This is a genomic window from Comamonas sp. CMM02, from assembly GCF_014851485.1.
Taxonomy (GTDB): Bacteria; Pseudomonadota; Gammaproteobacteria; order Burkholderiales; family Burkholderiaceae_C; genus Comamonas; species Comamonas avium.
Genome location: NZ_JACUZW010000003.1, coordinates 167,510 through 190,517, shown reverse-complemented (window position 1 = coordinate 190,517; position 23,008 = coordinate 167,510). Strand labels below are relative to the sequence as shown.

Genomic DNA, 23,008 nt, shown 5'->3' with positions numbered 1-23,008 from the left:
AGAAGGCAAGGCCCACCGAGAGCCATTCTTCATACCTCCAGCACACCTTGCTGCCAGAGCACTCTGATACCCACGCCCTCATTCGTCACACGTTATCAATAAAAAAAATAGCTCTCTACGCCCTCTCCACAAGGGCTAGAGGCTTATTTCCTTTAAATCAGTCAAAAGACTGATTGCACATTTAGATGCAAGTTCAGCGTTTCCCCTAGGAGTTCAGAGATTGGATTCTTTGATCTCTAGTTGTATGATGACTGATCACAATAAGGAGACACTTCGTAATGATCCGACGCTCTCGCTTTCTGCGCTCTGTACTGGCACTGGCTGCCGGTAGCTTGTTGTCCACATCGTTGCTGGCAAGCGATGCATGGCCGAACAAACCCATCCGCTTGGTGGTGCCCTACCCACCGGGTGGCAGCTCTGACATCATTGCCCGCTCTATCGGCCAACTGATCTCGCAGGAACTCAAGCAGACGGTGATCATTGAAAACAAACCCGGCGCCAACGGCAATCTGGGTGCTGAATTCGTCGCCCGCTCCCAGCCTGATGGCTACACCTGGTTGCTGTGTGATTTGGGTGCCCTGGCCATTTCTCCTTCGGTCTATACCAAGCTCAGCTTTGATCCATCCAAGGACTTGCGCGGCGCTGGCATGCTGGCCTACTCCCCGCACATGCTGGTGGTGCACCCTTCTGTGCAGGCCAACAACCTCAAAGAGCTGGTTGAACTGTCTAAGAAGCAGGATTTGAACTTTGCCGTCACCGCTACCGGCAGCGCCCCGCATCTGGCAGGCGTAGAACTGGCCCGCCTGACAGGCGCCAAATGGGTGTATGTGCCTTACAAGGGCGGTGTGCAGTCGGTGCAAGACACCGTCGCCGGTCAAACGCAGGTGCTGATGAACGGCATGCTGGCCACGTACCCCCACGTACAAAGCGGCAAGCTCAAGTTGCTGGGCATTTCCAAGAGCACGCGCATGCCTGTGATTGCCGATGTGCCCACCCTGGCTGAACAAGGCGCACAGGGCTTTGACTCTGGCACTTGGCAAGGCGTAGTACTGCCAGCCAAAACGCCTGAGGCCGTGGTGCAGCGCGTTCACCAGTCGCTGCTGCGAGCGATCCGCTCCCCCGAAGTGCGTGCACGCCTGACCGCTCAGGGCGCAGAAGTGGTCACGATGACCCCTGCTGAAACCGACAAATTCTTCAACGCGGAACGCGCCCGCTGGCGCACCGTGGTGCAAACCGGGAACTTGCAGCTGGATTGAGCTGCAGCCATTTTTTTCTTTTTTCAAGGATGACCATGACCCCCCAATACCTCAAAGACGTGATGAGCTCCGGCTTGCTGTCCTTCCCCGTGACAGACTTTGACGCCCATGGCAATTTCAACGCCAAGTCGTACGCCGCCCGCCTGGAATGGCTGGCGCCCTACGGTGCCAGCGCACTGTTTGCTGCAGGTGGCACGGGCGAATACTTTTCGCTGTATGGCGACGAGTACGGCCAGATCATCAAGACCGCTGTAGACACCTGTCGTGGCAAAGTGCCGATCATTGCGGGTGCCGGTGGCCCCACCCGCACCGCCATCGCGCATGCCCAAGAAGCTGAGCGCCTGGGTGCCCACGGCATTTTGCTGCTGCCCCACTACCTGACCGAAGCCGGCCAAGAAGGCCTGATTGCCCACGTCGAGCAGGTGTGCAAGAGCGTGAAGTTTGGCGTCATCGTCTACAACCGTGACCGCAGCCGCTTCACCCCTGAATCGCTGGCCATCCTGGCCGAGCGCTGCCCTAACCTGGTGGGTTTCAAGGACGGCTTGGGCAACATCGAGACCATGTCCTCCATCTTCATGAAGATGGGTGACCGCTTCGCCTACCTGGGTGGCCTGCCCACCGCTGAAGTCTATGCCGCAGCCTACAAGGCTTTGGGCACACCGGTGTACTCCTCGGCTGTCTTCAACTTCATCCCCAAGACGGCGATGGATTTTTACGAAGCTGTGCGCACCGATGACCAAGCCACGCAGCACAGGTTGCTCAAGGACTTCTTCATGCCTTACCTGAATATCCGCAACCGCGTTGAAGGCTACGGCGTCAGCATCATCAAAGCCGGCGCCAAGATCGTGGGTCACGACGCCGGGCCCGTGCGTGCCCCGCTGTCGGACCTCAAGCCTTCGGAAGTCGAAGAACTTAAGGCCCTGATCGACAAGCTCGGCCCCCAGTAAGCCGAGCCCAGCAGGCGCCGTTGCCGGTGCCTGCTGGTTCAAGGAGACAAATACATGAAAAAAATACTGCTCGCACTGGCTGCCACACTCGCACTCACGGCGCAGGCTTCTGGCAATTTCCCCGAAAAAGCTGTCAATGTGATCGTGCCCTTTCCGGCTGCTGGCTCCACCGACATGGTGGCACGTGCCATAGCCCTGAGCATGGGCGAGCAGCTGGGCAAGTCCTTTGTGGTGGAAAACCGCCCCGGTGCCACAGGCACCATCGGTGCAGGCGCGGTCAAGCATGCGCCCGCCGACGGTTACACACTGCTGGTTGCCTCCTTGGGGCCCTTTGTAGTTACCCCGCATTTGGTCAAAAGCGTCCCCTATGACGCGACCAAGGATTTCGACTACATCACTATTCCCGTGCAGGCGCCCAATGTGCTGGTAGCCAGCACTGCACAAAAAGCGCGCACCACGGCAGAAGTCATTGCCGCGCTCAAAGCCTACCCCGGCAAGATCAGCTTCGCCAGCTCAGGCAATGGTTCTTCAGACCACCTGTCGGCAGAGTTGTTCTGGCAGCAAACGGGCACCGAGGCCATGCACATTCCTTACAAGGGCGGCGCTCCGGCCATCACTGATTTGTTAGGCGGTCAGGTCGATTTTTCCTTCCAGAACGTCAACGCCGTACTCCCCCACCTGCGCAGCGGCAAGCTGCACGCCATCGCAGTCACCGGCACACAGCGCTCGCCTGTGCTGCCCGATGTGCCCACGCTGGCCGAGTCAGGCGTCAAAGGTGCCGAGGTCTACTCCTGGCAAGGCATGGCCGCCCCCAAGGGCTTACCGGCTGACGTGAAGGCCAAGCTGGCCAAGGCTGCCATCGCCGCCGTACAGCAGCCCGACATTCGCAAGCGTTTTCTGGAACAAGGCCTTGAAATCGTTGCAAACACGCCCGAAGAGTTCACACGCTTTCAAGCACAAGAGAGCGAACGCTGGAAACAACTGATCCAGACCCGAAGGATCACCGCAGATTGAAATGAGGCTGGCGTTGGGACTTCGCTCTTTTGTGCAACAAACGAAGAGGCAACTTCCAAGGCACGCCTTTTCTCTAGACCTTTGCGCTGTGTTTCAAACCACTGATTTGACGCTGAATACAGCGGATAACGGAGATAAAACTGTGGACTGGCCTCTGGCCATCTTCACAGGCCTGTTTTGCAGGCCTTTTGCAACGGGGCCGCGTGCCCCGCAAGATTCAAGGATTTCCCGGTATGACGCTCTCCCGACCACGCGTTCTTCAATACGGCAAGATGCCGCTGAGCCAGCTTGACGCCGAACTGGCCCAAGCCTACGACGTGCATATCCTTTCGCAGCAGGCCGACCCCCAGCGTTTCCTGGCCGAGCACGGCGCACAGTTCGAATACGTGGTCACCTCGGCGGCCATGGGCCTGCCCGCCCATGTGGTCGACGCCCTCCCCAACCTCAAGTTCGTCAGCAGTTTTGGTGTGGGTTTCGACGCTTTGGACAAAGACGCTCTGCTGCACCGTGGCGCCCGCGTAGGCTACACGCCCGGCGTACTTGACGACTGCGTAGCCGACCTGGCTTTTGCCCTGCTGCTGGACGCAACGCGCGGCCTCAGCGAATCTGACCGCTTCGTGCGCCGTGGCAACTGGAGCCAGGGCCGTTTTGGCATCCGCACCCGGGCCAGCGGCAAGCGCCTGGGCATCTTCGGCATGGGCCGCATTGGCTCCACCGTGGCGCGCCGCGCCTCGGGTTTCGACATGGAAGTGGCCTACCACAACCGCCGTCCCGTCGAAGGCTCGCCTCACCAGTACCAGCCCTCGCTGCTGGAGCTGGCGCGCTGGGCCGACATTCTGGTCATCACCGCTGCCGGCGGCGAAGGCACGCGTCACCTGGTGAACGCCGAAGTGCTTGCGGCCCTGGGCCCACAGGGCTTCCTGGTCAATGTGGCGCGCGGCAGTGTGGTCGATGAAGCTGCCCTGGCCGATGCACTGACCAACCATCGCATCGCCGGTGCCGGGCTTGACGTGTTCGAGGACGAGCCCCGTCCCCTGCCGGCGCTGCTGGCCCTGGACAACGTGGTGCTGGCCCCCCACATCGCCAGCGGCACCCACGAAACCCGCCGCGCTATGGCCGACCTGGTGCTACATAACCTGCAGCAGTACATCACCACAGGCCGCCCTGCGGCCGAGGTGCCCTGGTCCGCAGCGCAGTGATTTCCTTTTTCCTCCGAATCTGTTGAAAAGCCTTCCCATGTCCATTACTCCGACCATCAACGCCATTGAAGTCATTCCCGTCGCCGGCCGCGACGGCATGCTGATGAACCTCAGCGGCGCGCACGCGCCCTACTTCACCCGCAACATTGTGCTGGTGCACGACAGCGCGGGCCACACGGGGGTAGGTGAGGTTCCGGGCGGGGAAGGCATTCGCCAGGCTCTGGAGGACAGCAGGCACGTGCTGATCGGCCGCTCTGTCGGCCAACACCTGCAATTGCTGCAGGAAGTGCAAAAGTCGCTGGAAGGCCGCGATACCGGTGGCCGCGGCCTGCAGACCTTTGACCTGCGCATCGGTGTGCACGCCGTGACTGCCATCGAATCCGCCTTGCTGGATCTGCTGGGCCAGCATCTGGGCGTACCTGTGGCAGCCCTGCTGGGCGAGGGCCAGCAGCGCGATCGCGTGGAAATGCTGGGCTATCTGTTCTTTGTGGGCCCCTCGGACAAGACCGGCCTGGACTACGTCAAGCCCGGCCAAGACAAGCTGGGCTCGGACGACTGGACCCAGGTGCGCCACATGACAGCCATGACGCCCGAGACCATCGTGCGCCAGGCCGAAGCCGCCTACGCACGCTACGGCTTCAATGATTTCAAGCTCAAAGGCGGCGTGCTGGCCGGCGAACAGGAAGTTCAAGCCGTGACGGCCCTGGCCCAGCGCTTCCCTGAAGCCCGCGTCACGCTGGACCCCAACGGGGGCTGGTTGCTCAAGGATGCCATCCGCCTGATGCGCGACATGCGCGGTGTACTGGCCTATGCAGAAGACCCCTGTGGCGCCGAAGGCGGTTTCTCGGGCCGTGAAGTCATGGCTGAATTCCGTCGCTCCACCGGCCTGCCCACAGCCACCAACATGGTCGCCACCGACTGGCGCCAGATGGTGCATGCCCTGTCGTTGCAATCCGTAGACATCCCCCTGGCCGACCCACATTTCTGGACCATGGCTGGCTCGGTGCGCGTGGGTCAGACCTGCCGCGACTGGGGCCTGACCTGGGGCTCGCACTCCAACAACCACTTCGACATCTCGCTGGCCATGTTCACCCACGTGGCCGCCGCCGTTCCCGGCAAGGTTACGGCCATCGACACGCACTGGATCTGGCAGGACGGCCAATACCTCACCCAGAACCCGTTGCAGATCCAAGGTGGCTTCGTCGAAGTACCCAAGACCCCGGGCCTGGGCGTCACCGTGGACCGCGCCGCGCTGCAGCGCGCTAACGCGCTGTACCAAGAACACGGCCTGGGTGCACGCGACGATGCGATCGCCATGCAACACCTGATCCCCGGTTGGAAGTTCGACAACAAACGCCCTTGCATGGTGCGCTAAGACTGCTGTCCGATGCCAGCCACTCCAACCTCCACCACAGGAAATCAGCTATGAACCAGACCATCAGCCGCCGTCGCTTGCTTGAAGGTGCCGGCGTTTCTGCATTGAGCGCACTGGGTGCAGCAGCGGGGGCGCAATCCTTCGACTTCAGACCGAATCAACGCTACCCCGATCCGGCTGTCTACCTACTGGATCCAAGTTTTGCCAAATACCGTATTTACAGCAGTACCGTCGAACAACTCGGCACGGGGATGCGCTGGGCAGAAGGGCCTGCTTACTTCCCTGAAACAGACATCCTGATTCTTTCAGACATCCCCAACAACCGTCTGATGCGTTACGAGGAAAAAACGGGACGCTTCCTGGTACACAAGGAAGGGGCGAACTACGCGAATGGCAACACCCGTGACCGCCAAGGCCGACTGGTGACCTGCGAGCATTCCATTACGCGCCGCGTGGTTCGCACAGAAAAAAATGGCAGCACCACCGTCTTGGCAGATCGCTTTGAAGGCAAACGCCTGAACGCGCCCAATGATGTGGTTGTCAAGTCGGACGACAGCATCTGGTTTACTGATCCGCTGTTCGGCATCAACGGGGAGTGGGAAGGCTCTCGTGCCTCCCCTGAACAGGCAAGCACAAACGTCTACCGTATCGACAAGGACGGCAGCATCACCGCAGTCGTCACAGACATCGTCAACCCCAACGGTCTGGCCTTTTCGCCGGATGAGAAAAAGCTCTTTGTGGTTGAGTGGAAAGGCACGCCCAACCGCAGCATCTGGAGCTACGACGTATCCCCAGATGGACGCCAGCTGTCCAACAAAGTCAAGCTGATCGATGCAGACGGCCCAGGCGCGCTGGATGGTTTTTGCGTGGATCGCGATGGCAATCTGTGGTGCGGCTGGGGCTATTCTGGCGCGGTTGCCCTGGAAGCCTCCGACATTGGCGGTGGCATGAAAGCTCACTTGCCGTTAGGTCGATCCGAAGAGATGGATGGCGTCAAGGTCTTCAATGCACAAGGCAAGCCCATTGGTTTCATTCGCTTGCCAGAACGCTGTGCCAATCTGACTTTTGGCGGCCCCAAACTCAACCGGCTCTACATGGCCAGTAGCCATTCTCTCTATGCGCTTTACGTCGAAGCACATGGCTCCGTGTGAAACACATCACTCTCAATCAAGAAATTCCAGCTATGCAACAACATAACAACCTCATCAACGGCCAATGGACTGCAGGCCAGACCGCTGCTCCCAACATCAATCCCAGCGACCTGTCCGACGTGATCGGTGAGTACGCCCAAGGCAATGCTGCAGACGTGGACACCGCCGTCGCTGCAGCCGCGGCGGCCTTCCCGGCCTGGAGCACATCGGGCATTCAGGCACGCTCCGATGCACTGGACAAAATCGGCACTGAAATTCTGGCACGCAAAGAAGAGTTGGGCGATCTGCTGGCGCGTGAAGAAGGCAAGACCCGCGCTGAAGGTATTGGTGAAGTGGCCCGCGCAGGGCAGATATTCAAGTTCTTTGCGGGCGAATGTCTGCGCCTGTCCGGCGAGACCCTGCCTTCTGTGCGTCCCGGCATCGGTGTTGAAATCACGCGCGAACCCATCGGCGTGGTCGGTTTGATTACACCGTGGAACTTCCCCATCGCCATCCCTGCCTGGAAGATTGCCCCCGCTTTGGCGTTTGGCAATTGCGTGGTGTTGAAACCTGCCGATCTGGTACCCGGCAGCGCTTGGGCGCTGGCTGACATCATTCACCGCAGCGGTATTCCCGCCGGTGTCTTTAACCTGGTGATGGGCCCTGGCCGCGTGATTGGTGAGGCCTTGGTACAGCACCCTGGCATTGCGGCCATCAGCTTCACCGGCTCGGTAGGCGTGGGCCGTGGCATTGCCGCAGCCTGTGCGCAAAATGGCAAAAAAGTCCAACTGGAGATGGGTGGTAAAAACCCACAAGTGGTGCTCGATGATGCCGACCTGACCCAGGCGGTTGAGCTGTCGGCGCAAAGCTGCTTTTACTCCACCGGTCAGCGTTGCACGGCATCCAGCCGCCTGATCGTGACCGACAAAATTTATCCCGCGTTCATCGAAGCACTGCAAGCGCGCATGGCCAAAATCAAGGTGGGTGATGCGCGCGCTGCGGGCACCGACATCGGCCCTGTGGTCAGCCAAACCCAGCTGGAACAAGACTTGAGCTACGTGGAAATCGCCAAGGCCGAAGGTGCGGTGCTGGCAGCAGGTGGTGGCCGCGTGGCCTGCCACACCGGCAGCGGCAAGGAAGGTTTTTACATGCAGCCCGCGCTGCTGGTGGACTCCACAGCAGGCATGCGCATCAACCGCGAAGAAGTGTTTGGCCCTGTGGCCAGCGTGATCCGCGTGCGTGACTATGAAGAAGCTTTGTTGGTGGCCAATGACACAGAATTTGGCCTGTCTGCAGGCATTGCTACCACCAGCCTCAAATACGCCACCCACTTCAAGCGCCACAGCCAAGCAGGCATGGTGATGGTGAATCTGCCCACCGCAGGCGTGGACTACCACGTTCCATTTGGTGGCCGCAAAGGTTCGAGCTACGGCCCCCGCGAGCAAGGCCGCTATGCGCAAGAGTTCTACACCACGGTCAAGACAGCCTACACCTTGGCTTAAACGACAAGGAACTTCTCTTTTGACCGGGCCTTGTGCCCGGTTTTTTTATGTACTGCGCTACATGGCGAAGCGCAAAGCACGGCTGAGGAGTGCTGGTGGTACACACCCTCTGCATCGCGCGTTAGCCCGCAGTGGATGCAACCACAGATGTCGCCTCTTACAAAGACATCTGGTTCTCTGGCGTGCGTGGATGCAGCTGTGACAGGTGTCAGCCCTGGGGCATCTGGCTCATGTCCATGAACATGATTTCCCAGATGTGACCATCCACGTCCTCGAAGCTGCGGCCATACATGAAGCCGTGGTCTTGCACAGGGTTGACGTCCGCTTTGCCGCCGTGAGCCGATGCAGTCTCAACCATGGCGTCGACGGCCGCACGATCTTCGGCGCTTAGGCAGAGCATGACTTCGCTTGCAGCATGGGCGTCGACGATAGGCTTTGGGGTAAACGTGGCCCACCTCGGATGGGTGAGCAGCATCACGTAGATGGTGTCGGAGACGACCATGCAGGCGACGGTGTCATCGCTAAATTGCGGGTTGTTGACAGCGCCGATTGCCTCATAGAAAGACCTGGCCTTGTGCAGATCTGCGACGGGCAGGTTGACGAAAATTTGTTTGGGCATTTGAGACTTTCAAGGTCTGTGCTGTGAGGCATTCTCAGGTCGTTGGCGAGAGGCGTCAACAGCTTGCCCAGACTCTGCATGGTGGATGTGAGCCCGATAAAGGTAACGCTCTCAGCATCAGCCGGCTGACAGTACGCTTGTGGCTTCGGTCTGTGTCGCGACTACCAGAAGGATTCAATGAATGAACACCTAAAAGGTGAAATCTGACAATTACCCAACAAACTGCATCCATCTCAAACGACCAAAAGAGTAGGCACGAAATTTAGTTGCAGCTCATCCACGAGGCCCATGGCGAACACCGAAGATGAAAGCATGTTTTGGATCGATTCTCGACTGTCGCAGATCGGCGGTGGATTCAACTGATCAATGCAACACAATGCCCGCCACTTGCAAAAAGAGTGTTTGCGTGAAGCAAAGACCACGGATCTACTACACAGCAGGCCAGAAGGCATTAATGTGGGACCGCTGGAAAGCTGGCGATACCCTGCATGAGATCGGCAAGCTGTTTGACCATCCACACACATCCATTCAGAACATACTGAGTGATACAGGCGGCATTAGGCCGCCGGATAGATATCGCTCTCGCTTGGTCTTGTCGATGGCCGAGCGTGAAGAAATCTCCAGAGCACTGGCAGCAGGCGAATCCATTCGCTGCGTTGCCAAGCAACTAAAACAGGCTGCATCGACCATCAGTCGAGAGCTTGGGAGATGCAGCTCAGCTGCGTTGCCATGCTGCACCAGGTTCTGAGAGAGCATGTACTGGCACTGCTGGCGTGTGAAGGTGTGGCCCATACGCAGCGAAGGCCCGGAGAAACCACCTATGGATAGTGCGGGCGCTGTAAGTTTGGTTATTTCAGACCATTCCATCAAAAACATGCGCCAGTGCCCATTGTCCTGAGACCAGTATTGGCGCCGGTCAATGCTGCGCGCCCGGGAGGATGCAGACACGGTCGTGTAGTTGACGATTGCCACATCGCCTTGGTGCTTCCAGCGAAAGACGGAGACATTGCGCCACTGTGCCTGTGCCTGTGCCTGTGCCTGTGCCTGTGCCTGTGCACGGACCTCTTTAATGCCCGTCTGAGCTGCGGCCGTGGCCGACGCTTGGCGCGGCGCTGGCTGTGTTGTGCGTGCGTTGTAGTCAGGCGTCTGCAGTGCGCTTAAGGTGTCAATATCGCCACGTGCGCACGCTCTCCCCCAGTGCCACACCCAACCCCAGCGTCGTTCTTCCCCTGCCGCTGCCGTATTCGCCCTGGTAGCCCAGCTCCAGCGCGACAGCTCAGCTCAGCTCAGTTCCATTTCAGCCTGCAGGCTCAGCAGCGCCGTGTTGTGCGCCAGAGGTGCGCCGGTTACGGTAAAGCCGCTGCTGCCTTCAAATGCCGGGGAGGCGGATTGAGCGCATCATTTGCACGCATGTGTTGTCCTGGACACCAGAACATTCAAGCTATCAATGACTGGCTTGAGGCAAAACGCAGTCATTGTCCAGCAAACAGGCAAGAAGCGCGTTATCAAGGCGCATGGACACCTTCTTGCTAGTCATCAACCAAAGAGCCCTCACGCAAGCTGGGGTTGCGCTGTGCACTGCTGCTGCGGCGGACCACATCGCGACCGATGACAGTCTTGTGGACTTCGCTGGAGCCTTCGCCAATCTGGTTGAGTTTGGCATCCCTGAAAAAGCGCTCCAGGGGAAAGTCTTTCATATAGCCTCGACCACCTGTGAGCTGCAAGGAATCGGTCACAACTTTCATACACAGGTCGGTGGCCTGCTGCTTGGCCATGGAGGCATAGATAGACACATCGTCATCCCCACGATCGTACTTCTGGGCCGTCACGAACAGTAAGGCACGCGCGGCCTCGATCTGCGACACCATGTCCGAGAGCATCCACTGCGCACCCTGGTGGGCACCCAGCGTTTTGCCAAACAGGGTGCGCTCGTTCATATAGGTGGCAGCAATTTCCACCGCTCCTATGGCGCGACCCAAAGCCATGGCCGCATGGCCCAAGCGTGCACGCAGAAGCGCATCCTGTGCCAGCTCGAAGCCGTCGCCGATCTGGCCGAGCAGATTGGCAGCGGGCACGCGGACGTGCCTGAACTCCAAAGAAGAGATGGGCACGCCATACCAGCCCATCTTGTCTACTACGGGGCTGATGGTAAAGCCCGCAGCATCGCGAGGCACCAGCACCGCAACAAAACGAGAGGTATCCGCCTCCAGGCGGCCTACGACCATGAACCAGTCAGCCGTAGTGCCGCGGGTGATGAATTTCTTTCTGCCATTGACGACAAAGTGCTCGCCTTCCTGGTGAATCATGGTTTTCAAGCCACGCACATCCGAGCCAGCCTCGGGTTCGGTGAGTGCAAAGGCGGCCTGCAACTGGCCCGAGCGCAGGCCCGGCAGCAACTGTTCCTTCATGCTGGGGCTGGCACCCGCGACGATGGCCCGACATGACAGATCAGCCCCCGTAATCAGCGAAGCCGAAGCGCTGCACACACGCCCCAGCTCTTCAATAATGCGTATGCGCAGCACCTGCCGGGCATCCGTGCCACCGTATTGCACAGGAAAGGCACTGCCGATTACCCCCTCATTGGCGAGCAGCCTAAAGGTATCCCATGCAAATTCGTCTTTCTGTGCCACTTTATGGGCGTTGGGGCCGATATGGCTCACTACCAAGCCTCGCACCTTGTGCAGCATCTGCAATTCCTGCGGATCCAAGTCATGCAAAAAATGCTCGCCAAAAAGCCGGCTCACCGTGTTGATCTGATTCATCCCTTGCTCCTATCGATGGTTTTTAGCTGCTGGCCTGAATACCAGCGCGTTTGATGACGTCGGCCCATACCGAGACTTCTTGTTTGAGGAATGCATCAAAGGCGGCTCCAGACTGGGGCACCCCCTCCAGCGCCAGATCCTTGAACTTGCTCTGGACTTCGGCCAGCTGAATGGCGTCAGTCACGTCCGTGGACAGCTTGCTGACAATGGCCTTTGGGACTCTGGCTGGGGCCAGCAAAGCCAGCCAAGTACCGACCTGATAGCCAGGCAGGTCTGCCGCCTCGGCCACGGTGGGTACTTCAGGCAACGCTGAGGAGCGATAACCTGTCGTGACAGCCAGTGCCCGCAGCTTTCCGGCCTTGATATGCGGCAGAGCCAGCGAAGTGGACATGGGCATCATGTCGACGCGGCCGGAAAGCAGGTCCGTCATGGCCTCTGGCTGGCCTTTGTAGGGCACATGCGTGAGCTGTACATGAGCCAGCTGGTTCAAAAGCTCGCCCGTCAGGTGCGAGGATGTGCCCAGCCCCGAGCTGGCGTAAGTGATGCTGCCAGCATCCTTCTTGGCCAGACGGATGAGTTCTGGCAGGGTTTTGGCCTTCACGCCGGGGTGCACCACAATTACATTGGGAATGGCACCAAAACCTGCAATCCCCTGGAAATCCCTGACGGGATCCCAGGTGGTGTTTTTCTGGAAAAACGGCATCACAGCATGCGAGGGCGAAACCATCAGCAGCGTGTATCCGTCAGGTGGAGACTTGGCCACAAAGTCAGTGCCAATGGCACCGCCAGCGCCCGCACGGTTTTCGATCACCACGGGCTGGCCATACTGCCTGCCCATACGCTCACCCACCACCCGGGCAATGGAGTCCACCACACCACCTGCGGGGTAAGGCACGATGATGCGAATCGCCTTTGCCGGATATGCGCCCTGCGCCCATGCCCCCGTCGGCTTGAGGGCACCACCAGCAAGCAGCGCTGCGGCAATCGTGACCATGGACCTTCTCGATTCGTTCATGTCTTGTCTCCTTTGGTGGTTTTAATCTTGCTAGCCAGGGTGCAGTCCGTATGAGGTCTCGATCTCGTAAGCGGTTTGCTTGAGCAAGGGCAAAACCTCGCTGACGAGCTTGTGCCTTGCATTTCTGTGGGCGTACAGCGTGCCGTTCATGGATAGAGGCGGTTCACCCGGTGCACCCTTCAATGGCACGGCAATCGCATACAGCTCACGGTCCCAGGCACCTGAGGACAGGCAGTAGCCTTGCTCGTTGAATCGTTTTTCGTCCTCCTCGAGACCCTTGCTGTACTGGGAGAACAGTTCGCTGTCCTGCACTTTCAGGTAGTTCAGCAGCGCCACTTTCTGGGTGCGTGCAAGGCCATGGATCAGCACATGGCCCATGGAGCTGACCAGCAGCGGATAGGTGGAGCCGATATCGGGCAGATACTCGTTGCGTCCGTCGGCGCGTACCGAATCCACATAGACGATGTCGGTGCGGTCTCGTAAACCCAGATTGACCGTGCAGCCAGTCTGCCGGGCGATATGGGCCATGAGCGGCTTGGCCAGCTGGCGGGTCTTCATGCTGGCCAGCAGTGGATGGCCCAGAGCCAGTACACCTGAGGCGAGACGGTATTTTTGAGTGTCCGCGTCTTTAGAGATATAGCCCAGCAGTCCCAGGGTGTAGCTCAGGCGGGACACTGTCGGCTTAGGCAGACCCGTACGGTCTGCAATTTCGCGGTTGCTCAGCACCGGGTTGGTGGCGGTGAAGGCACGCAAGACCTCCAGACCGCGCGCCAAGGTCATGGCAAATTGGCGGTCTAAGGCCAGATCGTGGGGGTTGATGAGCCCTGGAAGAGTGATGGAGGACACTTTGCGTTGCTTGGATAAATCTGCGGTCATGGTTGGTCACCTGCGGTTTGTCGTCAATGAAGTGTTTCGCATATCGAAACAAATATTGCCCCCAACTGGTGCCGTCTGGATACTGGTGACTTCATCCAGATCACAAAGCCTCCAATGGAAACTACGCAAAACTTCAACGGCGCCCTGCAGGGAGTGCGCATCCTGGACATGGCAACCGTGCTGGCCGCGCCTGTGGGCGCTACCTTGTGTGCAGACCATGGTGCAGAGGTCGTTAAGCTGGAGCTGCCCGACGGCAGTGATGCCCTGCGCGGGCTTCAGCCGGTCAAAGACGGATCACCTCTGTGGTGGAAAGTGGCCAATCGAGGCAAAAAGGGCATCACTCTGGATGTGCGCAAGCCAGAGGGTCGGGAGCTGTTTCTGGAGCTGATTTGCAGCTTTGACGTGCTGGTAGAAAACTTCCGCACAGGCACTCTGGACAAATGGGGACTCAGCATTCAAACGTTGCGCGCCCGCAATCCTCGGCTTATCGTGGTTCGCCTTACAGGTTTCGGGCAGACAGGCCCGTATTCACAAAGGCCCGGATATGCCCGCATCTTTGAGGCCATGAGTGGCTTCACGAATCTGACAGGCGAAAAAGGCGGTACCCCACTGCACAGCAATTACCCGATTGGGGACTATGTTGCAGGCTTGTTTTGCGCTTTCTCTATTGCGATGGAGGTTGCCCGCTTGCGCGGCAACCACACGATGACCGGCACGGAAGTTGATCTGTCGGCTACTGAAGCCTTGTTCAGGCTGCTCGACCCGCTGGCGGTCGAATACGAGCAGATGAACTATGTGCGCGGGCCGGAGGGCAACTGTGCAAGCTATACCGCACCGTCGAACATGTACCGCACGCGTGATGGCCGCAGCCTCTCCCTCGTTGCTTCATCGAACCCCATCTTTGCACGGCTTTGCGCAGCTATCGGGCGGCCAGACTTAGCGCAAGACACCCGGTTCAGCACCAATCCAGCGCGAGTCAAGCACATAGCGGAGCTGGATCAGATCATTGCTGACTGGTTTGGTCAGCACGAGATCGAGGATGTGGTGCAAGCGCTGGAAGCGGCCCAGATTCCGTTTAGCAAGACCAACTCTATTGTGGATATCTTGCAGGACCCTCACTTCAAGGCTCGTGGCGCAGTCGTGCGCATGCCTGATCCTGAGTACGGCAGTGTTCCCGGGCCGTGCATTGTTCCGCGTGTCGCTGGACAAATGCTGGATGCACCCACGACAGGACCGGCACCCGGTCAGCACAACAAGGAGGTTTACGCCAGCATCGGGGTCTCAGCCCAGCGGTTTGACCAACTTCAGGCTCTTGGAGTGATCTAGCCAGATCAGACCCGGATAGGCGGGCGCAATGGGTATCTTTTCCGCATCTTGTGGGCGGTGGCTTTTCGATGTCACGCCCTGGCAGATCATCACGCGCAAACCCAAAGGCCCGAAGGAACCTCCTACGGATGGTGCGGGCGCTGTAAGTTTGGTTATTTCAGACCATTCCATCAAAAAACAAGCGCCAGTGCCCATTGTCCTGAGACCAGTATTGGCGCCGGTCAATGCTGCGCGCCCGGGAGGATGCAGACACAGTCGTGTAGTTGACGATTGCCACATCGCCTTGGTGCTTCCAGCGAAAGACGGAGACATTGCGCCACTGTGCCTGTACCTGAGCCTGTGCACGGACCTCTTTAATGCCCGCCTGAGCTGCGGTCGTGGCCGACGCTTGGCGCGGCGCTGGCTGTGTTGTGCGTGCGTTGTAGTCAGGCGTCTGCAGTGCGCTTAAGGTGTCAATATCGCCACGTGCGTGCGCTTGACGCCAGGTAGAAAGAACCGCGTCCAACGCATTGCGCTCGGTGGCTTGCTCATCGGGGTGTACCCAATGCAATTCATTAGCAATGATGACAGGCGTGCGCCGCAATTGCAGCGTATGCATCAGGTAGGCCATATCGTCGTTGGCAAGGGCGACGCAGCCTTCGGTTGAGTAAGGGCTGCGCGCATAGCCTGTCCGAGGTACGCCATGTAACCAGATTCCACTGCCAGTACGGCCTAAGCGCCGGTCATGCTCATTGGGATAGTTCAGGGGCAGTGCCCCGATGCCATAGATCTCCTGCAGCTGTATTTCTTCCAGACGGCTGGTTATGAAGTAGACCCCAAGAGGGGTACGCAGATCGCCTTCAACCTGTTTGTCAAAACCACCTTGGCCAATGGATGCGTAGAAGCTGCGGATGAGTTCAAGCCCGGCACTTGTGTTCATGAACACATAGACGCGTGAGTGGCTGGCATCCACAGCGATGAGGTGGCGCACGTTGGAGGCAAGGCGCACAAGTTGCCGCGGAATTAAGCCGGGCTCTGGTGTTTCACGCAGCCATTGCAAGCGACGCCATGCTTCTTCATGCAGCAGCTGCAGTGATTTGCCGTGGGTCGGCGTGATGTCTGCTGCGGAGGAAAAACCATTCAATTTTCCACTGCGCGTCAGCAGCAGGTCACCATATACCAGCTGCCCCAATTGAAAGCGAGGCATGTCACGGACAAGTGCATGGGCCAGATCCAGCGAGGCAGAGTCTCCCGCAGCAATAGCACGATAGATGCCAATCAACCGTGCCTCGGGCGAATCGCGCTGCACACCACTGAGTAATGCGCCAGCAAAGGATGCATCTGAAGCGCCAGCGTTGACCTGCCGAAGCGGCAAGCCAAGGCCTGCGCCAGCCAGCAGTGCCTGAGCCAAGAACTTTCGACGATTTGGCAGAGCGTTCTCACAAGGAGTTGCTGAGATGTCGTGTGGCCTCAAATCACTTCCCCGGCATCGCTCTTGCTTGTGCGACCGCGTCGGCCACCAGATCCCGCAACTGGGCTTCACCAAAACTTGGCAGAGCCCGGCCATTGACAAAAAAGCTGGGCGTTTTGGTGATTTGGAGTGCCACGAGGTCTTCAACATCGAGCTTGAGCACCGCCTGCACGTCAGCGCGCTGCGCGTCCAGTTTGGCTTTCTCAATATTCAAGCCCGCACGCTGTGCTTGTTGCTCAGCCAGATCAATGCGGGGCTGACCGTGGTCGGCCCACTGCGGCTGGCTGGCCAGCAAGGCTTCGAGCACTGGCTGGTATTTATCTTGAAGCCTGGCCGTTTCAAGCATCTGAATCACCTGATCGGAGCCAGCGTGAAAAGGCGCGTAACGAATGACCAGACGCACTTCTTGCGGGTACTGCCGGAGAATGTCTTTGACGATGGGGTAGAAGGCGCGGCAAGTTTCGCAGGCAGGGTCAAAGAACTCAACGATGGTCACTGGCGCTGACGCAGGACCAAACGCTGGAGCATGCGGACGTACCAGGCGGTCGGCTTGCTGCTCAGCAGCTTGTGTCTGCGCTTTCTGTACGCTTTGCTGGTACGACCAGATGCCCAGACCAAACAAGGCAAGAATGAGCAGTGCAAGCAGGGATACAGCGAATTTTCTGCGGTTCATCGGGCGGTCTTTCTTAGATAAGTAAAGAGAAGAAGTACAAGTACGGTGAATGCGGCAAGCGAAAGCCAGGGGATCTGAACTGCGCCGTTAAACAGATCGAGCCGCTGATTGGCACATGAAACGCCGCTGCCGCAAGGTGTCCATGTTCTGGGTATCCAGCCCGCCACCAGCAGCGTGTGATACGCGGCAAGGCACAGTCCGCCCAGAGCAAGCCATAGGGCATAAATCGCACCTTGTCGGTCATTGAGATAGGCGGCAATGCCCAGCACGATGGCGATGGGAAACATGAAGATGCGCTGGTACCAGCACAGCACGCAAGGCGTCATCCCCATGACTTCGCCTAAGAACATGGCCCCCAAAGTTGCCGCAGTGGCCAGCAGCCATGCAAGCATCAACAGTGTCCAGTGGCGGTTCATTGGCGCCCCCCATGTTCAGTGGTTGAGAGCGACAGCATCAGGGCTTGCATGAGTGCGCCGAGCACAGGCAATGCGAGGCAGGCAAGCACCTGCCGGAGTAAAGAAAACATGAGCGTATCCCTGGAACATGAAAATCCTCCAGCTGCAAAAGCTGGGGCGATTCACAGGGATCAGTGCTAACAGTCGACGTTAGCGCGCCGGATAGCAGGCTGAACCCTGGTCAGGCCAGGGTGCTCCACTGTGGCCGTTCAGGCCGGCTGACCAGCAGCGCTTGCACCCATGCGTGCAGCGCAGTCTGTATGGAGGTGCTGGGGGTGTCTGCGCAAAAGCAGATGGTGCTCAGCAATGCCAGCGCACCGCTGTGGCAGCTGACACAGTGCGTGTGGTGCTGCGCATGGATCTCATCAGTGTGCTGTGCGGCAGAGGCGGCTGGCTCACCGGGGAGTGAAAGACTGAACGGCTGGGGCTGGCAATGCTCAAGCAAGCACGGTACAGCTGTTGCAGTGGCTGCCGCAATTGCGCCCGGCCACTGCAGTGGCAAGCATAAGAGCAGCAAAAGAGCAAACAGGTAAGTGCGCATGGAAGCGCAATTGTACGGTGCCGATTCTGGCCTTCAAACAGCGCTGTCATGCCATGGCGTTGAATGGAAAATTATCTGAGCAACAGGCATCGAATGCCGATTGCCATGGCCCAGACCGACCGCCCTGCCAGCAGCTCCCCAATGGCAGGGGTAACCCGTGCGAGCGTCACAAGTCCGCACCAAAGCAGCGCAAGCCCAAAGTCAGCCCTGCCGTGGATGGTGCTCGCCGCCCCCGGCTAAAAAGAGCGACAGCACCATATCGACCACGCCAGCATTGATGCCTGGCGCGGTCCTGCAAGCAGCTAATGCGTTCGGTTGGCTTGTTTGAGCAGACTTGCTTACAGCGGTCTTTGGCTTTCAGCCTGATGCCCGCCGAGCGGCATCCGCTTGAGCGGCTGCCTAGCTGGGCTGGCTCAGCGCCAGCCGCACTGTCAGCAACGTGCAGCCGGGCCGAGAGTCGATGTTCAGCACACCACCCACACGGGCGATGCGCACGGCCATGGAATGCATGCCAATGCCCAGGCCCGAGGCTTTGACTGCAGGCACATCGAAGCCAATGCCGTCATCTTCAATCTCAAGGACCAGTGCATCCGGCTCGGGCTGTACGAGGCACAGGCGCACCTGGCGCGCCTTGCTGTGCTTGATGACGTTGGTGAGTGCCTCTTCGATCAGGCGCGACATGGCCAGATACTGGTAGGCGTTAGGGGGGGTGCGCCAGTTCTGTGCAAATTGCCAGTGGCAGGTGATGCCCAGCACATCGAACAGGTTATTGAACCGGTGGCGCAATGGTGCCACCCAATCTTGAAGCGACTCGGGGACACGAACCTGTGTCGACGTATTGGTGTCAATGGTCAGCCGCAGGTCATTGCGGATGAGCTTGAGCATGGACAGCACCTGGGGTTTAGCCAGCACCTCATTGCCCTGCTCTACCAAGGCAATCATGTGTACCAGCGCGCCACCCAGGCCGTCATGCAGATCGTGGGTCAGGTTCAGGCGCTCTTGCAGGCGCACGTTGGAGAGCTTTTGCGCCTCCAGCATCTGCTCGCTCTTCTTTTGCTTGCTGATGTCAAAAGTGAAACCGATCAGGGCCGAGGTCTGGCCATGCTCATCGCTCAAAACGTGAACCACTTCTCTGACCCAGATGAAGCTGTTGTCACTGGTCAGCGCCCGGTACTCAGCCTCATGGTCAACACCCGCAATGGACAGCTCCACACAGCGCGTGACTGTGCGCTCGCGGTCATCGGGATGAATACGCGCTACCCAGTCGTCCACCGTCTGCCAGCTCTCCAGACTCCACCCCAGCAAGGGTTCGATCTGCGGCCCTACGTAGGTGTATTTCTTGCTTGACCAGTCAATCCGAAATGGAATCGCCAGCGTTGACTCCAGCAACGTCTGGTACAGGCCGTTGTCTGTATTTGGTTCAAGTGTGCGCAAGCGCGTAAGCGTATCGAGCATGTTTCGTTGTGGTTACTTCAAGAGAGGATGGATCGTAGGCAGTTCATTCCAGAACCAATGGAAATAACCACCATCTACCTGAAGCAAGGTTTGCGTCTGGATGCTGGAGCGCTCAATGCCCCGCCAGCAGGCAAGCGCAGAATTGCGGTTGCCGTGCAAGTGTACGAACTCTTGTCCCTTGGCCCTGGATCGGGGGGGAATGTAAAGGGCACTGCCGGATGGCACCCACAGGTCTGCCAGAAAGATTTTCTTGAACCTGGGCCAATAGCGTGCTACCGAAATTACCAGCGGCAGTTCCGGGTCGATCGAAGCGAATACATGGGGGAAATCGTGGCACTCCAGATCGGTACAGACCATGCCCAGCAAGCGGTATCCCGTGCCCTGATAGGGAGACCTGTGGCCTGCAAACATGCCGTACTCATAGTCAATTTGCTTGAGCTTGTCCTCTGGGCTGCTGACGCGAATGCCCTGCCCTTTTTGCACCAGCGTGATACCGAATGCAGCAGCTACGCTGCTGGTAACCCACATGGGTTCGTACACCACCTCGTTGGCAACCAGCGTCAGTTTGGTTTGCTCTCCGTGCTCTGGATCTGGTGTCTCCGTCTTCGCATCAATGACCTCGTACTCCCTGCCGATGGGAATGTAGGGGTCGCTGCTTGCTGGCTCCAGGGGTTCAACATACGGGGGCAGCGCCTTCACATAGGTTGGGCACCCATTGTTGTTGTAGAAAAACGGTGTCTCCACAAGATTGACATCGTTTACGGCTCCCTCTTTGATGAAAAGCGGCGCGTCAAAATACTCTTTTGTCATTATCGAAAGCTCCAAATTAGTTCATCTGATGACGGATGACTGACTAACCCCTCAAACTGCCGCCGTCCCATGTCTTGCTTGCACTATTGCCACAAAAGCAAAGCAAGGCCGTTCTTCATTGACGGCATATGTACCTAAAACGGAATAAACGCAAACAGATGCTACACAGCCGAGGATGGGGGCACCATCACTGCTTTCAGGTATTTTTCGTATTTATGCACGGTTGTTGCGCAAATCGATTTTTGAGGCAAGGCTGCCCTGACCTGCACCGTATCCATGCCACCCATGGCAGCCAGAAGAAGAAAACAATGCAGCAAGCTGCCCCACTATGGCTGCTGCCAATTACAGGTCATTGACTTGGCGCCAGAACGCTCGGAGCGTTGCCCTCTTGCCCAAACACACGGCTTGAATGGGCGGTGCGGGCCCATGGTGCAGGCCTGCTGCCGGAGATAGCCAGTGGTAGTCAGTGGTACATCGAAGCAGCTAAGCATACGATCACGCCACGGCAGAGCCCTCGTTACTCACGCTGAAGTTGAACAAAAAAAGAGCCCCTGCTGGGGCTCTTTTGCGGGTCGACTCACTGCCTAAAAACCCAAGGCGTGCGGCAAGGCCGTCGACAAGGTTGGCACAAAAGTCAGAATCGCCAGCACGATCAGCTGCGCCACGATGAAGATGGGCAGCTCGCGCGTGAGTGCAGCGATGGGCGTGCGCGTAGCCACAGCCGTGACGAAGAGCAGGCCCCCCACAGGCGGCGTCACCATACCCATGGTCAGATTCACAATCACGATCATGGCAAAGTGCAGCGGATCGATCCCCAGCGCCGCAGAGATAGGTGCCAAGATGGGGACCAGGATCATGATCCCCGGCAAGGGCTCCATGAAAATGCCGAAGGCCAGCAGCAAAATATTGACGGCCAGCAGGAACATTACGGGCGTCAAATGCCAGCTGATGATCAGCTCAGACAGATATTGCGGAATGCCCTCCACCGTCAGCACCCAGGCAAAGGCTGCAGAGGCAGCCATCACAAACAACACTGAAGCGGTCAGCAGCGCAGAGCGCGCTGCAATAGCAGGCACTGCGCTCCAGTGCAGCGTGCGATATACCCACTTTCCGCAGGCAAAGGCATAGAACACAGCCACCACCGATGCTTCAGTGGGCGTAAAGATGCCAAAGCGGATACCGACAATGATCAGCACCACCAGCATCAAGGCGGGAATGGCTTTGAGGCTGTTGATGATGATTTCGCGCGTACTGGGGCGCGCCTCTGTCGAGCGGTAATTGCGTTTTTTGCACACCCACCAGTTCACAGCAGCCATGGCCACAGCGATGACCACACCGGGAATGACACCCGCCATGAACAGGCCACCCACCGAGACACTTTCATCTTGCAGGGTGTAGATGATCATGCTGATAGAAGGCGGAATGATGGGGCCGATGATGGCGCTATTGGCCGTCAAGGCGGCTGCATAGGGGCGGTCGTAGCCGGCCTTTTCCATCATCTTGGTCATCATGGCACCGGGGCCTGCCGCATCTGCCAGTGCAGAGCCTGACACGCCAGCAAACAGCACCGAAGACAGCACGTTGGCATAACCCAGACCACCGCGCAGGTGGCCCACGAACTGCGCCGCAAAGCGCAGCAGCACCTTGGTGAGTGCGCCCCCGGACATCAGCTCGGCAGCAAAGATGAAAAACGGCACAGCCATCAGCGGAAAGCTGTCAATGCCAGTGAACATCTCCTTGAACACCACCAGCTGCGGGTAGCGGCCACCAACAAACACGGCCAGTGCTGCCGAGATGGCCAGCGCAAAGGCCACGGGAAATCCCAGTGTCATCAACACCAGGATAGATACAAACAAAGTCACAGCCATGGGATTTCAGTCCTCAACAATCACAAACATGGCCTAGATCGATGAGGCGGCATCGCCGTCCATCTCTTCTTCAGCAACGTACTGGCCTTGCACCACATAACGGCGTGCAATAAAGGCCAAATGCACCAGCACCAGCACAAAGCCCACAGGCATGGCGGCATAGATGAAGGAAATAGGAATGTCCGTGGCCGCCGTTGTCTGAAAACGCGTGCGCCAGACATAGTCACTAGAGGCCACCGCCATGAACACGCAAAACAGCGCAATACCCACCGCCACCAAGCCCCGCAGCATGCGTGCTGCCCTGGTGCCTACCGCGGTGTGCAAGTTGTCGATGGCGACGTGCCCACCGGTGCGCAGGACCAGACCCGCGCCCAGAAAGGTCACCCAGATCATCATGTGCCGCGAGACCTCTTCAGCCCAGAAGATGGAGTCACCCGTGGTGTAGCGCAGCACCACGTTCGAGAAAATGATGCAGGCCATGGCCAGCAGCAACACAATCAATATCCAGCGGTTGATGGCTACCAGCCACCGTTCAATGCAGTCGAGCATAGGTCGTCGGTGTACAGCCCGCATGCATTCAATGGCATGCACTGCACAACGCTTTCTTTAAAAAGTCGATCCCTTCCTGCACATGGAAAAAGCTCCATGCACAGGCTTGCGATGCGCGGCGGACAATCATGCGCTCCAAACGGCAAAAGCCTGCGGGCTATCTACAGCGCACGCAGGCTTTGCACC

At 58.4% G+C, this 23,008-nt stretch carries 20 protein-coding genes and 1 pseudogene; 9 read left to right on the top strand and 12 right to left on the bottom strand.

Features of this window, described 5'->3' with window-relative positions; genetic code table 11:
- Window positions 1–278: 278 nt before the first annotated feature.
- The 7 genes from IB213_RS10380 to IB213_RS10350 all read left to right on the top strand — a co-directional run bounded on the left by IB213_RS10380 (window position 279) and on the right by IB213_RS10350 (window position 8,423).
- Window positions 279–1,256 (top strand): tripartite tricarboxylate transporter substrate binding protein, encoded by a 978-nt coding sequence (locus IB213_RS10380; RefSeq protein WP_191724016.1) that lies wholly within the window; start codon window positions 279–281, stop codon window positions 1,254–1,256.
- A 35-nt stretch (window positions 1,257–1,291) separates the two neighbouring features.
- On the top strand, window positions 1,292–2,203 hold the full coding sequence (gene kdgD / locus IB213_RS10375; protein WP_191724015.1) for a 5-dehydro-4-deoxyglucarate dehydratase: 912 nt from the start codon (window positions 1,292–1,294) through the stop codon (window positions 2,201–2,203).
- Between the two features lie 54 nt (window positions 2,204–2,257).
- Window positions 2,258–3,217 (top strand): tripartite tricarboxylate transporter substrate binding protein, encoded by a 960-nt coding sequence (locus tag IB213_RS10370; protein WP_192406325.1) that lies wholly within the window; start codon window positions 2,258–2,260, stop codon window positions 3,215–3,217.
- Window positions 3,218–3,450: 233 nt separating this feature from the next.
- Window positions 3,451–4,416: a 2-hydroxyacid dehydrogenase gene (locus IB213_RS10365; RefSeq protein ID WP_192406323.1), complete on the top strand. Its 966-nt coding sequence runs from the start codon at window positions 3,451–3,453 to the stop codon at window positions 4,414–4,416.
- A gap of 37 nt (window positions 4,417–4,453) precedes the next feature.
- The gene (locus tag IB213_RS10360) at window positions 4,454–5,791 is read left to right on the top strand and encodes an enolase C-terminal domain-like protein (RefSeq protein WP_192406320.1); all 1,338 of its coding nucleotides are present in this window, start codon (window positions 4,454–4,456) and stop codon (window positions 5,789–5,791) included.
- Window positions 5,792–5,841: 50 nt separating this feature from the next.
- The gene (locus IB213_RS10355) at window positions 5,842–6,942 is read left to right on the top strand and encodes an SMP-30/gluconolactonase/LRE family protein (RefSeq protein WP_191724011.1); all 1,101 of its coding nucleotides are present in this window, start codon (window positions 5,842–5,844) and stop codon (window positions 6,940–6,942) included.
- Between the two features lie 32 nt (window positions 6,943–6,974).
- The gene (locus IB213_RS10350) at window positions 6,975–8,423 is read left to right on the top strand and encodes an aldehyde dehydrogenase family protein (protein WP_192406317.1); all 1,449 of its coding nucleotides are present in this window, start codon (window positions 6,975–6,977) and stop codon (window positions 8,421–8,423) included.
- Between the two features lie 208 nt (window positions 8,424–8,631).
- Here the strand turns inward: IB213_RS10350 and IB213_RS10345 are convergent, their stop codons facing one another.
- Window positions 8,632–9,042: a VOC family protein gene (locus IB213_RS10345; protein ID WP_191724009.1), complete on the bottom strand. Its 411-nt coding sequence runs from the start codon at window positions 9,040–9,042 to the stop codon at window positions 8,632–8,634.
- Between the two features lie 406 nt (window positions 9,043–9,448).
- Here IB213_RS10345 and IB213_RS10340 point away from each other — a divergent pair.
- Window positions 9,449–9,751: pseudogene (locus tag IB213_RS10340) on the top strand (helix-turn-helix domain-containing protein); the annotation flags it as partial.
- Between the two features lie 820 nt (window positions 9,752–10,571).
- On the opposite strand, the gene IB213_RS10335 reads toward IB213_RS10340, so the two are convergent.
- The 3 genes from IB213_RS10335 to IB213_RS10325 are packed head-to-tail and all read right to left on the bottom strand — an operon-like array spanning window position 10,572 to window position 13,695.
- A complete protein-coding gene (locus tag IB213_RS10335) occupies window positions 10,572–11,804 on the bottom strand; it encodes an acyl-CoA dehydrogenase family protein (protein WP_192406314.1) in 1,233 nt (410 codons plus the stop codon).
- Between the two features lie 22 nt (window positions 11,805–11,826).
- A complete protein-coding gene (locus IB213_RS10330; RefSeq protein WP_192406310.1) occupies window positions 11,827–12,819 on the bottom strand; it encodes a tripartite tricarboxylate transporter substrate binding protein in 993 nt (330 codons plus the stop codon).
- A 30-nt stretch (window positions 12,820–12,849) separates the two neighbouring features.
- The gene (locus IB213_RS10325) at window positions 12,850–13,695 is read right to left on the bottom strand and encodes an IclR family transcriptional regulator (protein WP_192406307.1); all 846 of its coding nucleotides are present in this window, start codon (window positions 13,693–13,695) and stop codon (window positions 12,850–12,852) included.
- A gap of 114 nt (window positions 13,696–13,809) precedes the next feature.
- Between IB213_RS10325 and IB213_RS10320 the strand changes: the two genes are divergently transcribed.
- Window positions 13,810–15,021, top strand: coding sequence for a CaiB/BaiF CoA-transferase family protein (locus tag IB213_RS10320; protein ID WP_192406305.1), 1,212 nt, complete (start codon window positions 13,810–13,812; stop codon window positions 15,019–15,021).
- Between the two features lie 157 nt (window positions 15,022–15,178).
- On the opposite strand, the gene IB213_RS10315 is transcribed toward IB213_RS10320, so the two are convergent.
- From IB213_RS10315 to IB213_RS10280, 8 genes are all read right to left on the bottom strand, one after another.
- On the bottom strand, window positions 15,179–16,411 hold the full coding sequence (locus tag IB213_RS10315) for a murein L,D-transpeptidase family protein (RefSeq protein ID WP_192406303.1): 1,233 nt from the start codon (window positions 16,409–16,411) through the stop codon (window positions 15,179–15,181).
- Between the two features lie 64 nt (window positions 16,412–16,475).
- A complete protein-coding gene (locus IB213_RS10310; protein WP_192406302.1) occupies window positions 16,476–17,144 on the bottom strand; it encodes a thioredoxin domain-containing protein in 669 nt (222 codons plus the stop codon).
- Entirely contained in the window at window positions 17,141–17,560 is a 420-nt protein-coding gene (locus IB213_RS10305) for a disulfide bond formation protein B (protein ID WP_225561066.1), read from the bottom strand. Before IB213_RS10305 ends, IB213_RS10310 begins: the two co-directional genes overlap by 4 nt.
- Before the next feature lie 220 nt (window positions 17,561–17,780).
- On the bottom strand, window positions 17,781–18,044 hold the full coding sequence (locus IB213_RS10300) for a hypothetical protein (protein ID WP_192406301.1): 264 nt from the start codon (window positions 18,042–18,044) through the stop codon (window positions 17,781–17,783).
- A 495-nt stretch (window positions 18,045–18,539) separates the two neighbouring features.
- The gene (locus IB213_RS10295) at window positions 18,540–19,595 is read right to left on the bottom strand and encodes a PAS domain-containing protein (RefSeq protein WP_192406300.1); all 1,056 of its coding nucleotides are present in this window, start codon (window positions 19,593–19,595) and stop codon (window positions 18,540–18,542) included.
- Between the two features lie 12 nt (window positions 19,596–19,607).
- Window positions 19,608–20,405: a hypothetical protein gene (locus IB213_RS10290; protein WP_192406298.1), complete on the bottom strand. Its 798-nt coding sequence runs from the start codon at window positions 20,403–20,405 to the stop codon at window positions 19,608–19,610.
- 584 nt (window positions 20,406–20,989) lie between these two features.
- Window positions 20,990–22,273, bottom strand: a complete 1,284-nt coding sequence (locus tag IB213_RS10285) for a TRAP transporter large permease (RefSeq protein ID WP_191724003.1) — start codon at window positions 22,271–22,273, stop codon at window positions 20,990–20,992.
- A gap of 33 nt (window positions 22,274–22,306) precedes the next feature.
- Complete coding sequence (locus tag IB213_RS10280; RefSeq protein WP_192406296.1) at window positions 22,307–22,822, bottom strand: TRAP transporter small permease; 516 nt, start codon at window positions 22,820–22,822, stop codon at window positions 22,307–22,309.
- Window positions 22,823–23,008: the final 186 nt, after the last annotated feature.